Source organism: Kitasatospora sp. NPDC048286, from assembly GCF_043201735.1.
In the GTDB taxonomy this organism is placed as follows: Bacteria; Actinomycetota; Actinomycetes; order Streptomycetales; family Streptomycetaceae; genus Kitasatospora.
This window is the reverse complement of sequence record NZ_JBICZE010000003.1, coordinates 1-13,934: the sequence shown is the minus strand read 5'-3', so window position 1 is coordinate 13,934 and position 13,934 is coordinate 1. Positions and strand designations below refer to the sequence as shown.

12 protein-coding genes and 2 rRNA genes are annotated in these 13,934 nt (G+C 71.3%); 1 reads left to right on the top strand and 13 read right to left on the bottom strand.

All coding sequences use genetic code 11. The features are described 5' to 3' along the window. Positions 1-77 precede the first annotated feature (77 nt). A complete protein-coding gene (locus ACGF13_RS07940) occupies positions 78-1,574 on the top strand; it encodes an MFS transporter (RefSeq protein WP_392870172.1) in 1,497 nt (498 codons plus the stop codon). A 176-nt stretch (positions 1,575-1,750) separates the two neighbouring features. Here the strand turns inward: ACGF13_RS07940 and ACGF13_RS07935 are convergent, their stop codons facing one another. The 13 genes from ACGF13_RS07935 to ACGF13_RS07875 form a co-directional block, all read right to left on the bottom strand. Then, positions 1,751-3,160, bottom strand: coding sequence for a DNA polymerase IV (locus tag ACGF13_RS07935; RefSeq protein WP_392870169.1), 1,410 nt, complete (start codon positions 3,158-3,160; stop codon positions 1,751-1,753). A gap of 86 nt (positions 3,161-3,246) precedes the next feature. Next, complete coding sequence (locus tag ACGF13_RS07930) at positions 3,247-3,969, bottom strand: vancomycin high temperature exclusion protein (RefSeq protein ID WP_392870167.1); 723 nt, start codon at positions 3,967-3,969, stop codon at positions 3,247-3,249. A 95-nt stretch (positions 3,970-4,064) separates the two neighbouring features. Continuing rightward, positions 4,065-4,709: a MerR family transcriptional regulator gene (locus tag ACGF13_RS07925; protein WP_392870164.1), complete on the bottom strand. Its 645-nt coding sequence runs from the start codon at positions 4,707-4,709 to the stop codon at positions 4,065-4,067. Between the two features lie 223 nt (positions 4,710-4,932). Beyond that, on the bottom strand, positions 4,933-5,409 hold the full coding sequence (locus ACGF13_RS07920; protein WP_030303568.1) for a bifunctional nuclease family protein: 477 nt from the start codon (positions 5,407-5,409) through the stop codon (positions 4,933-4,935). A gap of 118 nt (positions 5,410-5,527) precedes the next feature. Further along, on the bottom strand, positions 5,528-6,220 hold the full coding sequence (locus tag ACGF13_RS07915) for a MerR family transcriptional regulator (protein WP_392871627.1): 693 nt from the start codon (positions 6,218-6,220) through the stop codon (positions 5,528-5,530). A 179-nt stretch (positions 6,221-6,399) separates the two neighbouring features. Beyond that, positions 6,400-7,278: an FHA domain-containing protein gene (locus ACGF13_RS07910; protein WP_392870160.1), complete on the bottom strand. Its 879-nt coding sequence runs from the start codon at positions 7,276-7,278 to the stop codon at positions 6,400-6,402. A gap of 223 nt (positions 7,279-7,501) precedes the next feature. Beyond that, on the bottom strand, positions 7,502-8,701 hold the full coding sequence (locus ACGF13_RS07905; protein ID WP_392870157.1) for a DUF881 domain-containing protein: 1,200 nt from the start codon (positions 8,699-8,701) through the stop codon (positions 7,502-7,504). Continuing rightward, a complete protein-coding gene (locus ACGF13_RS07900) occupies positions 8,685-9,017 on the bottom strand; it encodes a small basic family protein (RefSeq protein ID WP_030062488.1) in 333 nt (110 codons plus the stop codon). Before ACGF13_RS07900 ends, ACGF13_RS07905 begins: the two co-directional genes overlap by 17 nt. Next, positions 9,014-10,033, bottom strand: coding sequence for a DUF881 domain-containing protein (locus ACGF13_RS07895; RefSeq protein WP_392870154.1), 1,020 nt, complete (start codon positions 10,031-10,033; stop codon positions 9,014-9,016). The genes ACGF13_RS07900 and ACGF13_RS07895 overlap by 4 nt, the downstream gene beginning before the upstream one ends. 273 nt (positions 10,034-10,306) lie before the next feature. Then, positions 10,307-12,802, bottom strand: coding sequence for a sugar phosphate nucleotidyltransferase (locus ACGF13_RS07890; protein ID WP_392870151.1), 2,496 nt, complete (start codon positions 12,800-12,802; stop codon positions 10,307-10,309). Between the two features lie 124 nt (positions 12,803-12,926). After that, complete coding sequence (locus ACGF13_RS07885; protein ID WP_392870148.1) at positions 12,927-13,547, bottom strand: CDP-alcohol phosphatidyltransferase family protein; 621 nt, start codon at positions 13,545-13,547, stop codon at positions 12,927-12,929. Positions 13,548-13,646: 99 nt separating this feature from the next. Then, positions 13,647-13,763: ribosomal RNA gene (gene rrf, locus ACGF13_RS07880) — 5S ribosomal RNA — on the bottom strand. Between the two features lie 78 nt (positions 13,764-13,841). Continuing rightward, positions 13,842-13,934: ribosomal RNA gene (locus ACGF13_RS07875) — 23S ribosomal RNA — on the bottom strand; the annotation flags it as partial.

Below are 13,934 nucleotides of genomic sequence, written 5' to 3'. Positions count from 1 at the left end.
ACTCGATATTTGACACTCTGAAGTATCTCCCTGCATGGTTACTTCAGTTCATTCACTATGTACGGGAGGAAGCAACCGTGAGTGAGGCACCACAGCCCACCACCGCGGCCGAGAAGCAGAGCAGCGCCCGGGTCCTGCCGGCCCTCATCCTGGCGATGCTGTCGTTCAGCGTGGTGCAGACCGCGGTCGTCCCGATCCTGCCCTCGCTGGCCAAGGAACTGAGCGTCTCCGCCTCCAGCATCACCTGGCTGATGACCGCCAACCTGCTCTCCGCAGCCGTGCTGACTCCCCTCCTGGGCCGTTTCGGCGACCTCCGGGGCCGTAAGCCGATGCTGCTGATCTCGCTGGCCGGCCTGGTCGCCGGTTCGGCGCTGGCGGTCAGCACCCACTCCTTCACCTGGCTGGTCGTCGCCCGCGTCCTCCAGGGCGCCGGCGGCGGTGTCCTGCCGCTCGCGATCAGCATCGTCCGTGACGAGCTGCCCAAGCAGAAGGTGACCGGCGGCGTCGCCGCCATCAGCGCCTCGATGGGCGTCGGCTCCGGCCTCGGCCTGGTCGCCACCGGTCTCCTGCTGGAGCACTGGGACTACAAGTCGATCTTCTGGATGGGCCTGGTCTTCGGCCTGATCGCCATCGCCCTGGTCGCCTTCCGCGTGCCGACCGACCCGGTCACCGACAAGGAGGGCGGCGCCGACCCGCTGGGCGCCCTCACCCTGGCCGGCTGGCTCTCCGCGCTGCTGGTCGCGGTCAGCCAGGGCAACCACTGGGGCTGGACCTCCAACAAGACGCTCGGCCTCTTCGCCGTCGCCGCCGTGGTCGCCCTGGTCTGGGGGATCATCGAGACCAAGGTCGCGCACCCCCTGGTGGACATGAAGATGATGGCCCGTCCGGCCGTCGCCTTCACCAACGTGGCCGGCCTGCTCATCGGCTTCGGCATGTACGGCTCCTTCATGGTCATCAGCAACTTCGCCCAGACCCCGGAGAAGCTGACCCACTACGGCTTCACCGCCACCGTGCTGCACGCCGGCATCATGCTGCTGCCGTCCGCGATCGGCTCGATGGTCGCCGCCCCGGTCGGCGCCCTGCTGATCGCCCGTCGCGGCCCGCGCCTGCCCCTGGTCCTCGGTGGCGTCCTCGGCGCCGTCGCGATGGCCTACCTCGCCGTGCGCCACGGCCGAGAGGGCGACATCTACACCGCCTCGGCGATCTTCGGTCTCGGCGTCGGCCTCGCCTTCGCCGCGATGCCGGCCTACATCAACGGCGCCGTCCCGGCCGAGCAGAGCGGCATCGCCAACGGTATGAACTCCGTGCTGCGCACGGTCGGCGGCGCGATCGGCACCGCCGTCATGGCCGCCATCCTGACCGGCGACACCCTGAAGCTGCCGCCGCAGATCCCGCTCTCCCTGCCCACCCTGGACGCCTACAAGCACGCGTTCTGGACCGCGGCCGTCGTCTGCATCGTCGCCGGCGTCGTCCCCTTCCTGATCCGCGGCGCCAAGTCGGCCGCCACCCCGACCGTCCTCGGCGGCTCGGCCCAGCAGGACTCCAGCCCCGCGCTGGTCAAGACCGACGCCTGACGAGGCGTCCGGCCCCCGCGCCCAGGGACAGGGCGCGGGGCCCCGGTCCCCGTACGTCGCGAGGGCATCACGAACGTACGGGGTCCGGCACGGTGATCGGCCCCACCCGGTACTCCCCCACCGGGTGGGGCCGCTTCGCGTTCCGGGCCCGCTCCGCAGGCCACCTCCCCGTCCGCTCAGCCGCCCCCGTCCGACGCGCCGTCCCCGCCCTCGTCCCCGCCCTCCTCCCGGCGCAGCGGCAGCGGCCGGGAGGGTTCGAGCGCCGGGTCGTCCACCGCGAAGGTCCGCACTCGCCCCGGCCCGCTCCACGGCGTCTCGAACCGCACGGTGACCCGCCCGACGCCACTGCCCTGCACCCAGCCCGGCCCGAACTCCTCGTGCCGGACGTCCTGTCCGGGCATCCAGCGCCGCACCACGACGACCTCGGGCTCCTCCTCGGCCTGCTGCGCCGCGGCCGCGACCTCGGCGTGCTCCGCGGCCTCCTCCCGCAGCGCCTGGGCGAACAGGTCCTCCTGGGTGTAGTCGGCGAGTTGGGCGACGCCCACGCCGAGCAGCCGGACCCCGCCGGTGATGTCCACCTGCTCGGCCAGCCGGCGCGCGGTCGCGGTGATCACCGCCTCGTCGTCGGTGGGTCCGCCGAGCGTCTCCGAGCGGGTCAGCGTCGAGAAGTCGAACCGCCGGACCTTGAGCACCACCGTCCGCCCCGAGCGCCCGGCCGCCCGCAGCCGCCGTACGCACCGGCCGGCCAGCGCCTCGACCTCGCGCAGCACCCGCTCCCGGTCGGCCAGGTCGACCTCGTAGGTGTCCTCCACCGACACCGACTTGGCGTCCTGGTCGGCGATCACCGGCCGGTCGTCCAGGCCGGTGGACATCTGGAAGATCCCGGCGCCGTGCGCCCGTCCGACCAGCTGCACCAGCTCCGCCTCCCCCGCCTCCGCGAGGTCGGCCACCGTGTTCAGCCCGGCCCGGCGCAGCACCTGCTCGGTGGCCGGCCCGATCCCGGGCAGCGCCCGCACCGGCATCGGCCCCAGCACGGCCCGCTCCTGCCCGGGCTCGATCATGACCAGCCCGTCCGGCTTGGCCCGCTCGGAGGCGATCTTGGCCATCAGCTTGGACCCGGCCGCCCCGACCGAGCCGGTCAGCCCGGTCAGCCGCCGGATGTCCGCCCGCAGGTCCTCGGCCAGCGCCAGGACCAGCCGCTCGCCGGTCTCGTGGTCCGCCTCCAGCAGCGCGGGACCGTACGCACCGGCCTCCAGGTCCACGAAGGCCTCGTCCAGGCTCAGCGGCTGCACCAGCGGGGACAGCTGCCGCAGCAGCCCCATCACGATCTCGCTGTTCCGCCGGTAGGCCTCGAACCGCCCCGTCAGGAAGGCGGCGTTGGGGCAGAGCCGGCGCGCCTGCGCCATCGGCATCGCCGAGTGCACCCCGAACCTCCGCGCCTCGTACGAGGCCGTGGAGACCACCCCGCGACCGCCGAGCCCACCGACGACCACCGGCTTGCCGCGCAGGCTCGGCTTGGCCGCCTGCTCCACCGCCGCGAAGAAGGCGTCCATGTCGAGGTGGATGATGCTCGGCAGAGATCGCACCCGCCGATCATCGCGTACGGGTCCGACAGTGCGTACGACCCGGGCCGGACGGCCCGCGACGGGCCACCGGCGGCACGGGACGGGCGCTACTTCCCCGCCGCCTCCGCCAGCGCCTTCGGAATGCCGTCCTCCTTGGGCCCGAGGAACAACGGGTCCGGCCGCAGCCAGGCGTTGGCCGCCGCCTTGCCCGCCCCGGCGACCTCCCGCAGCCCGCCGTACAGCCAGGTCGCGTCGTGCCACTCCGGCACCCCGACCGCGTACGAGCGGATGCCCGCCGCCTCGCACAGCGCCAGCGCCCGGCGGACGTGGAAGTCCTGGCTGACCAGCACCGCGTGGTCCACCCCGAAGATCCGGCGCGCCCGGGTGCAGGAGTCCCAGGTGTCGAAGCCGGCGTAGTCCCGGACCACCCGGTCCTCGGGCACCCCGTGCTGGGTCAGGTACGTGTACATCGCGTCGGGCTCGTCGTACTCGACCCGCCCGTTGTCCCCGGTCACCAGGATCGCCTGCACCTTCCCCTCCCGGTACAGGTCCAACGCCGCGACCAGCCGGTGCTCCAGGTACGGCGAGGGCTTCCCCTCGTCCAGCCCTGCGCCGAAGACCACCGCGACCGGCGCCGCGGGCGCGCTCTCCACCGTGCCCACCCGGTCGCCCGCGGAGAACCACACCCAGGCGCTCGGCGCCAGCGCCAGCGAGCAGAGCACCGTCCCGAGCTGGAACAGCCTGCGCTGCGTCCGCCGCTGCCGCAGCCGCGCCCCCAGCAGCCCGGCCCTGCGCCACAGCAGCCCCGATATCCCGGTGCCGTCTCCCACGTGCCCTCCCTCGATCACGCCAGTTCAGGGAACACGACGGGGCCGCGGGTCCGAACGGTTCCCCGTCCGGGCCCGCGGCCCCGTCGAACTCCTGCTCAGACCGCCCGGTTGCGCCGCTGCGCCAACTCGTCGGCCGGGTCGTGCCCGACCAGCGTCTCGCCGGTGTCGGTGCGCTCCGCGTGCAGCCTCCCGAGGGTGAGCTCCAGCTCCTGCCAGACCGCTCCGACCGCGATGCCGAAGACCCCCTGACCGCCCTTCAGCAGGTCCACCACCTGCTGCGGCGTGGCGCACTCGTACACCGTCGCGCCGTCGCACATCAGCGTCATCCCGGCCAGGTCGGCCTGGGCGGCGCCCTGCAGGTGGGCGACCGCCACCCGGATGTTCTGCAGCGAGACACCCGCGTCGAGCAGCCGCTTCACGATCTTCAGCAGCAGGATGTCGCGGAAGCTGTAGAGCCGCTGGCTGGTCGACGGGTACGCGGTGCGGACGCTGGGCTCCAGCAGTCCGGTGCGGGCCCAGTAGTCCAGCTGGCGGTAGGTGATGCCGGCCGCCGCGCAGGCCGTCGGGCCGCGGAAGCCGAGCAGCTCGGACGTCGGCGCCAGCCGTTCGATGCTCGGCTGACCCGGTTGTACGGCCGGGAACCTGCCCATCCGGGGGAGATCCGTGACGGTGCGAGCGGTGCGCGGCATGTGCACGGCGCACCGGCCTCCCACGGCCGCGTCATCGCCGGTGCTGCTCATGCCTGCCTCCGTCCACTTGTGCTGCGGGCAACCCGACTGCGGGCATCGGCCACCCGGACAGCCACTCCTGACGGTAGGCAGTCCCCTATGACCCGTCAACGATCGCCACGCCGGACCGGACAAACCACATCACTCAGGAGAGTGGTTTTTCGTGCCCCTAGTGTGGGTAGATGGACGGTTTTTGGCAAAACGGTAGGCCAAACGGCCGCGCGCCCGGCCCCCGCTACTGCGGGCCGCTGCCCCCGAAGTCCTCGGGCGAGACCTGGTCGAGGAACTCGCGGAACTTCTCGACCTCGTCCTCCTGCTCGTCCGGGATCGCGATGCCCGCCTCGGCGAGCACCTCCTCGCTCCCGTAGATCGGCGTGCCGGTGCGCAGCGCCAGCGCTATGGCGTCGGACGGCCGGGCGCTCACCTCGACCCCGCCGGCGAACACCAGCTCGGCGTAGAACACGCCCTCCCGCAGGTCGGTGATCCGGACCTCGGTGAGCTGCTGGCCGAGCGCCTCCAGGACGTCCTTGAACAGGTCGTGCGTCAGCGGGCGCACCGGGGTCATGCCCTGCTGGGCGAAGGCGATCGCGGTCGCCTCGCCGGGGCCGATCCAGATCGGCAGGTAGCGATCTCCCCCGACCTCCCGCAGCAGCACGATCGGCTGGTTGGAAGGCATCTCCACTCGGACACCCACGACGTCGAGCTCATTCACACAGGCAACCCTATGGCTCCGCTCCCGGATATGAAAGCGCAGAGCCGACGCCGCTGGTCAGCGAGGTGCGGCCGGTGCCGCAGGGCGTGTCGGACGCGCCCGGCCACGTCGGGAGCCGCTATCCGCGGGCCCGCAGGCCGGCCTGGACCATCGCCGCGTGCAGCCGTACGGACAGCGTCGCGAGCTCCCGGGCGGTGGCCTCCGCGTGCGCCCTGGTCTGTGGGTTCCGGTGTCGGCGCAGCGGCGCCACCACCTGCTCCACCAGCGCGATCTCGCGGTCCGCCGCGGCCTTCATGGCCCGCAGGTGGCGGGGCTCCAGCCCGTACCGGCCGAGCTCCGCGACCAACCGGGCCACCTGGAGCGCCTCACCGTCGTAGCCGCCGTCCGGGCCCGGGGCGACCAGCCCGTAGGACTCCCACTCCGCCAGCTCCTGCTCCCCGGCCTCGGCCGCCGCCAGCAGCTCGGCGCGCCCCAGCCGGACGCCGGAGGGCACCTCGCCGGCGGCCACCAGCTCCCGGTCCGCCTCCTCCAGCGGTCCGGGCCGGGTGTCGGCGGAGGGCAGCGCGGGCGGGTTCTCGCCGCGCTCGATGGCGTCCAGGTGCTCCCGGATCACCCGCAGCGGCAGGTAGTGGTCCCGCTGCATGCGCAGGACGTAGGCCAGCCGCTCGACGTCGGCCGGGCTGAACTTGCGGTACCCCGAGGGCGTGCGCTGCGGCTCGACCAGTCCCTCCGTCTCCAGGAAGCGGATCTTGGAGATCGTGACCTCGGGGAAGTCGTCGCGCAGGAAGGCCAGCACCGCGCCGATGCTCAGCAGCTCGTCACCGCCGCGCCGGCGGCCGGCGGGCCGTTCGGCCCGGACCGGCTGCCGCGGGCCCGCGACCACCGCGCGCCCGCCGCGGTCCGCCTGCGGACCGGACGGGGTTGGGGTGGCCGCCCCGAGAGAAGAGGAAGGGGTATTCGTATTCACTCGGGCTCCCGCCGACGTCGTTTTCAGTACCCCCGGTGGTGGCCGGCGAAGAACACCAGCCGGTACTTCCCGATCTGCACCTCGTCGCCGTTGTTCAGCGACACCTCGTCGATCCGCTCCCGGTTCACGTAGGTGCCGTTGAGGCTGCCCACGTCCGCGACACTGAAGCCGGCCGGGGTGCGGCGGAACTCCACGTGCCGGCGCGAGACCGTGACGTCGTCCAGGAAGATGTCACCCTGCGGGTGACGACCCGCCGTGGTGATGTCCGAGTCCAGCAGGAAGCGGCTGCCGGAGTTCGGGCCGCGCTGCACGATCAGCAGGGCCGAGCCCGGCGGCAGCGCGTCGATCGCCGACAGCACCTCGGCCGACAGGGCCGGCGTGGCGCCGGTGCCGGTCGTGGCGCTGGGGTCGTACGACTCCAGGCCGGAGATGGAGATGGTCGACGTGGTCTCCGCAGCCCCCTCCGGGAGCAGGCCGCCGCGCAGCGCCGTGCCGCAGTTTGAACAGAACCGGGCCGAGGCCGGGTTCTGGTTGCCGCACCTGGGGCACGGAGTGGGGCCAGCCATGTTCACAGCCTCCTGGCGGGGCACACCCGACGGGTTGTGCCCGGCGTACGGATCCGGGGCAAACCCTCCACCGGAGGTTGAGGGTCCTGACGGGAAACCTATGCGCGGCTCGCCGGAAGGGTCAACCGACGCGCCGTAGCCCGCCGGATTGGCCGCATACTGGGCGGCGCCGCCGTCCCGGTAGAGCTGCTGGCCGTACGGCGCGGCCTCGGGGGCCGGACGCATGCCCGGCACCGCGGGCTCGTCCTCCGACCGGCGGTGACGCGCGGTGGGCGCCTCGACGGCGGCCGCGTCACGGCCCTTGTTGCGACCGAACAACTTCGAGAAGAAACTCACGGGCGAATCCCCTTGCGTGTGACAGACCCGCCCGCGGGGCAGGGTGAGAACCTCGGACATGCTGCGAGCCCGATCCTTGCGGCTCGCCGGAGTGGTACTTCGTCGGTTGGTGCTGCGGTTGTTGCTCCGGAGCGTACTGGTGCGAACCAGTCTCGCCCATGTGACGGCGGCACCCCGCAGCGGGTGCCGCCCGCCCTTGACAGGCCGTTCGTCGGGCGCCCCGTCACTTCGAAGCCGGCTTGGCGTACTGCGGCGACTTCGGGTCCACGAGGGCGTCGACGACCACCTTCTGCTGCGGGGCGATCGTCGCCCGCGCCTGGTGGCTCTCCAGCGTGCGGACGACACCTCCCGGGATGTTCAGCGCGGGTGTCAGATCCTGCGGGTTCCCCACGACCGTGAAGCGGTAGGGCTGCGAGACCTTCTTCCCGTCGATCTGCACCCCACCGGCCGACAGGTCGGTGAAGTAGGTGTTGACCACCACGCGCACATCGTTGATCTGAATCGCCTCCGCCCCCGCCGCTCGAAGTTCTTGCAGGGTGTCCAGCAGCATATCTGCCTTCACCTGCCCTTGGGGATCATCGACCGTGAGTACGATGCCCGGACCAGTGGCTTTGGCGGTGCCGGCGAGCACACCGAGCTCCGTCATCTTCTTCCTGGTCTGCTCCTGGGCCTCCTTGGCCTGGTTGGAGCTGTTCTCCAACTTCGCCAGGGACTGCTCCAGCTCCGCCTTCTCCTGCTGGAGACGCTGCTGCCGGCTGTCCAGTTCGTCGAGGATCCGCACCAGGTCCTCCTGGCGGGCCCCGCGCAGCTGACTGTGGTGGTCGTTGGTCGACCGCACCTGGATCGCCAGCCCCAGACCGAGCGAGAACAGCAGCAGCGCCACCACCAGCTGCCCGCGCGACAGCCGCGGCGGCCAGATCGCCGCCTTCAGCCGCCGTCGGCCGGCGTTCCGGTCCGCGGCGGGGTCGGGCTCGGCTTCCGGCTCCGGCTCCGGCGATGCTTCCGGCTTGTGCTCGGGCTCGGCGACAGGCACGGGTGCCGGCGCGGACTTCGCCGCGGGCTCGGCCACGGACTCGGCGTCCGGCTCGGCCTCGGGCGCCGGCTCGGCGGGCTTCGTGAGCCGCAACGTCGGCTCAGGCCCCGTACCGGCGTCAGGCTCGGCCTCGGCGTCGGGCTTCCCCTCCGACGCCTCCCCGGACTCCTCGGACTCGGCGGCCTCCCCGGCCGTCTCGACAGCCCCGCTGGCCTCCGCCGCCCCCGCCGCCCCGGACCGCGCGTCCGGCTCCGGCTCGGGTCCGTTCGCGGCCTGCTCGACGGGCTTCTCGCCCGACTCCTCGCGCGGCTTCCCGGCGGTCGGCTCCACCGCCACCGCCTCCCGCTTCTCCTCCGCCGCCCCGCGGCCCGGCTCAGGCGCGGAAGACATGGCGCCGGATCGCGGCCGCGTTGGAGAAGATGCGGATGCCGAGGACGACGACCACGCCGGTGGACAGCTGCGAGCCGACCCCCAGCTGGTCGCCGAGGAAGACGATCAGTGCCGCGACCACCACGTTCGACAGGAACGAGACGATGAACACCTTGTCGTTGAAGATCCCGTCGAGCATCGCCCGGACGCCGCCGAACACGGCGTCCAGCGCCGCCACCACCGCGATCGGCAGGTAGGGCACGACGGCGTCCGGCACCTCGGGTTGGACGAAGAGGCCGACGACCACCCCGATCACAAGACCCAGTACGGCAATCACGGTCTGGCTGCTCCTGTCCCTGTCGTGGTCTTGGTGGCTCCGGTCATCGGACGCCGTTTGGGGGTGGGGGTACCGCCGGACGCGGCCGGCGACCCGGAGGCGGAAGGCGAGGCCGATGGTGAGACGGACGCGCCGGGGCTCTCCTGGGTTCCGGCTCCGGCCGAGGGCGTTCCGACCGGGGCCGCCGGGGGCGACGCCTCGGGCGTCACCGGCTGCGCGGTCCGCAGCGTGAGCCCGACCGCGGCCGGCAGCGTCAGGTTCTTCTGGACGGAGAGCGTCGACTTGATGCCGTACTGCTCCTGGAGCAGCCGCAGGTACTGCCCGGCCATGTCCTTCTCGAAGGCCGTGAGGAGCTTCGAGCCGTCCCCGATCGCCTGGATGTTGTAGGGCGGCACCAGCGGCCGGTTGTCCACCAGCACCGCCTCGCCCGCGGCCCGGATCGCGGACAGCGCGGTCAGCCGCTGGCCGTTGATCGCGATCGCCTCGGCCCCGGATCCCCAGAGGCCGTTCACCACCAGCTGGAGGTCACGGTCCCGCAGCCGGCCGCTGTTGGAGAAGCCCTGCCCGGCCCGCGGGTCGACGTTGCCGCCGAGGCCCGTACCGGCGGCGTCCTCCAGGACGAGCTTCACGCCCGGCCCGGTGACCTGGCCCAGGCCCACCGCCTCGGCCATCCCCCCGGTGTCGCCCGCCCCCGACGCGAGCGCCTGCTGCTGCGTGGTGTCGACCTTGAGCCGCAGCTCCTGCACCTGCTTCTGCAGCCGGTCGGCCGAGGTGTTGCTGTCGTTGATCCGGTGGATCAACGCGTCCCGCTCCTTGGCCAGCGAGGGCTCGGCCTTGTGCGCGTTCACCGCGCCCACCGTCACCACCGCGCCGACCAGCGACAGTCCGGCACCCAGCGTGAGCAGCCCCTGCCAGGTGCCGGGTATCCGACTGTCGCGGGCACCGCCGCGGGCGGCGGCCGCCTCCGCGTAGCCCTCGTCCAGGCTGTGGTCCATCACGTTGGTCAGCAAGGACATCGAGGCATCCGGACGGTTGTACCGTCCGTTCGGGGCACTCGGTGTCGGCGTCGCTGGCATGGAGACCATCGTCCCACGTCGCCGAGAGGGCCATTGCACGGCCCCTGAGCTGCACACACGCTGCACACATGACGGCGAGTGACGGATTGTTCCGAATGATGTGAAAACGGACAGCGGGGCGCACGGATCACACCGTGCGCCCCGCCGTTCGAGGCAGTTCCGAGCCCGGTTCCCGACCGTGCCCGGCTCAGGTCCTCGGCTCGGCCGGGGCCGTCACCGCCCCGCCCCGTCGACCACGGCCGCCCACTCGTCCAGCAGCGCCTCGGTGGCCTCGTCGTCGGGGCCCTCCGCCCACAGGTGGGTGACCGCCTCGGCCGGGTCCGGCAGCACCAGCGTCCAGCGCCCGTCCGCCTCGACCACCCGGACGCCGTCGGTGGTGTCCAGCCGACGGCTTCCGGCCGCCTCCACCACCGAGCGCATGACCATGCCCTTGGCCGCCCACGGCGTCGCGATGTCCCGGCGACGGATGTGCGCCTGCGGGATCCGCGCGTCGATCTGGCTCAGCGTGAGCTGGGTCCGCGCCACCAGGCCGACCAGCCGGACGAACGCCGCGGCGCCGTCCAGCACACCGCTGAACTCGGGCACCACGAAGCCGCCGCGCCCGTCCCCGCCGAACACCGTGCCCTCGGCGGAGGCCGCCTTCGCGAGGTCGTCCGGTGTCGTCGTGGTCCAGATGACCTGGGTTCCGTGGTACGCGGCGACCTGCTCGGCGATCCGCGTGGTGGTCACCGGCAGTGCCACCTGCCCGCTGCGCCGCTCGGCCGCGACCAGGTCGAGCAGCACCAGCAGCGCCCGGTCGTCGTCGATCACCCGACCGAGCTCGTCCACGAACGCGACGCGCTCGCCCACCGGGTCGAACCGCACCCCGAAGGCCGCCCGCGAGGAGGCGACCAGCTCGCCGAGCCTGGCCAGGCCGGCCCGGCGCTCCTCCGCGTCCTCGGTCGGCCGCGCCTCGTCCAGCCCGGTGGAGACGGTGAGCGCCTCGACCCCGAGCCGGCCGAGGATGCTCGGCAGAACGAGGCCCGCGCTGCCGTGCGCGGTGTCCACGACCACCTTCAGCCCGGCCTCCCGGACCCCGGTGGTGTCCACCGTCCGCAGCAGGTTGCCGGCGTAGGAGTCGAAGACGCTGGACGGGAAGGTGAGGTCCCCGATCTCACCGGGGAAGGCCCGACGGAACTCCTGGCGCGCGTAGACCCGGTCGAGCTTCCGCTGGCCGGCCTGCGAGAGGTCCGCCCCGCGCTCGTCGAAGAAGAGGATGTCCAGCGAGTCCGGCACGCCGGGCGTGGTCCGCAGGAAGATCCCGCCCGCGCTCCCCCGTGCCGTGTGCTGCCGGGCCACCGGCATGGGCACGTTCTCGAGGTCGCGGACGTCGATCGCGGAGGTCTGGAGCGCCGAGATCATCGCCCGTTTGAGCGCACGCGCGCCACGCGAGTGGTCACGCGCGATGGTGACGGTGGCGCCCTTCTTGAGCGTCGTCGCGTACGCCCCGGCGAGCCGCACGGCCAGCTCCGGGGTGATCTCGACGTTCAGGACGCCCGAGACGCCGCGGACCCCGAAGAGGTGCTCCTGGCCGCGCGACTCCCAGATCACCGAGGTGTTGACGACGGCGCCGGCCTCGATGGTCTTGAACGGGTAGACCCGGACGTTCGCCCCGATGATCGACTCCTCGCCGACCAGGCACTCGTCCCCGATCACCGCGCCGTCCTCGATCCGCGCGGCCCGCATCACGTCGGTGTTCTTGCCGACCACGCAGCCCCGCAGATTGCTCTGCGGCCCGACGTACACGTTGTCGTGCACCACCGCCTTGTGCAGGAACGCGCCGCGCTTGACGACCACGTTGCTGCCCAGCACGGTGTGCTCGCGGATCTCCACGCCGGCCTCGACCTTGGCGTAGTCCCCGATGTACAGCGGCCCGCGCAGCACCGCCTCCGGGTCCACCTCGGCGCCCTCGGCGACCCAGACGCCCGGGGAGATCTCGAACCCGTCGAGCTCGACGTCGACCTTTCCCTCCAGGACGTCCGCCTGGGCCTTGCCGTAGCTCTCGTGGGTGCCCACGTCCTCCCAGTAACCCTCGGCGACGTAGCCGTAGACCCGCTTGCCCTCCTTCAACAGCTGTGGGAAGACATCGCTCGACCAGTCGACGGACTCACCCGCCGCGACGTAGTCGAAGACCTCGGGCTCCATCACGTAGATACCGGTGTTCACGGTGTCGGAGAAGACCTGCCCCCAGGTCGGCTTCTCCAGGAAACGCTCGACCCTGCCCTCGTCGTCCGTGATCGTGATGCCGAACTCCAGTGGATTCGGCACCCTCGTGAGGCAGACGGTGACCAGAGCGTTCTTGCTGCGGTGAAAGTCGATCAATTCCGAGAGGTCGAAGTCGGTCAGCGCGTCACCGGAGATCACCAGAAAGGAATCGTCCTTGAGCGCGTCCTCTGCGTTCTTGACACTCCCCGCAGTGCCCAGTGGCGTCTCCTCGTGGGCATAGGTCAGATGCATGCCCAGCTCTTCGCCGTCGCCGAAATAGTTCTTGACCAGCGACGCCAGGAACTGCACGGTGACGACGGTGTCGGAGAGACCGTGCCGCTTCAGCAGCCGAAGCACGTGCTCCATGATCGGCCTATTGGCGACCGGAAGCAGCGGCTTCGGCATGCTGGAGGTCATCGGGCGGAGTCGGGTGCCCTCGCCCCCTGCCATTACAACGGCTTTCATTACGGGTGCGTCCTCCTTCGCGGTGGTGGACCAGCAGGTCCATCAAAGCGTTCCAGAAGGTTCTCTACCCGGAAGGTCTCGTCCGACGCACCGATGAGGCGTGGGGCTTCTCTCAGATCATGTCTCAGACTGTGGACGCGGAGCCCGCGGCGCTCGCCCGGACGATCCGCCTCGCCTGAACCGCGTAAAGAATCGCGGCCCACCAGTACAGCGTCGTCCCCCACCAGATGAACGCCCAGCTCACCACCTCGGCCGGCCGCGCGATCCAGCTGTCCACGCTGCCGAGCAGCAGAAGCGGAAACGCGTACATCAGATTGAACGTCGCGGCCTTCCCCAGGAAACTCACCTGGAGCGGGCCGTAGCCGTGCCGGTTCAGAATCGGCAGCAGCGCGGCGATGAATACCTCACGGGCCAACAGGATCGCGGTGAGCCACCACGGCAGAATCTCACGCCAGGTCAGTCCGACCAGCGTGGAGAGCACATAGAGCCGGTCGGCCAGCGGATCGAGCAGCTGCCCCACCCGGCTGATCTGCCCCCACCGCCTGGCGAGCTTTCCGTCCAGGTAGTCGCTGACCCCGCTCAACGCCAGGATCAGCAGCGCCCAACCATCGTTGTTGGGCCCGTCGAAGACCGGCCACAGGATGAGCCAGAGAAACAGCGGAACACCGACCAGCCGGCCCATGCTCAGCATGTTGGGGATGGTGAGGACGCGATCGGTCTGGACCCGCGTCTCCTGGACCTCCACCCGGGGGCCTCCTGTCCCGTGTGACGACAATTGCATGTTGACCCTACAACAGAGAAGCCCCCGACCGGTTCGCCCGGCGGGGGCTTCTCTAGAAGAATTGTTCGGCGGCGTCCTACTCTCCCACAGGGTCCCCCCTGCAGTACCATCGGCGCTGTGAGGCTTAGCTTCCGGGTTCGGAATGTAACCGGGCGTTTCCCTCACGCTATGACCACCGAAACACTATGAAACTGTCAAACCGACACCCGGAATCGGGCGGGTCGTTGTTTCAGAACAACACAGTGGACGCGAGCAACTGAGGACAAGCCCTCGGCCTATTAGTACCGGTCAACTCCACCCCTTACAGGGCTTCCATATCCGGCCTATCAACCCAGTCGTCTACTGGGAGCC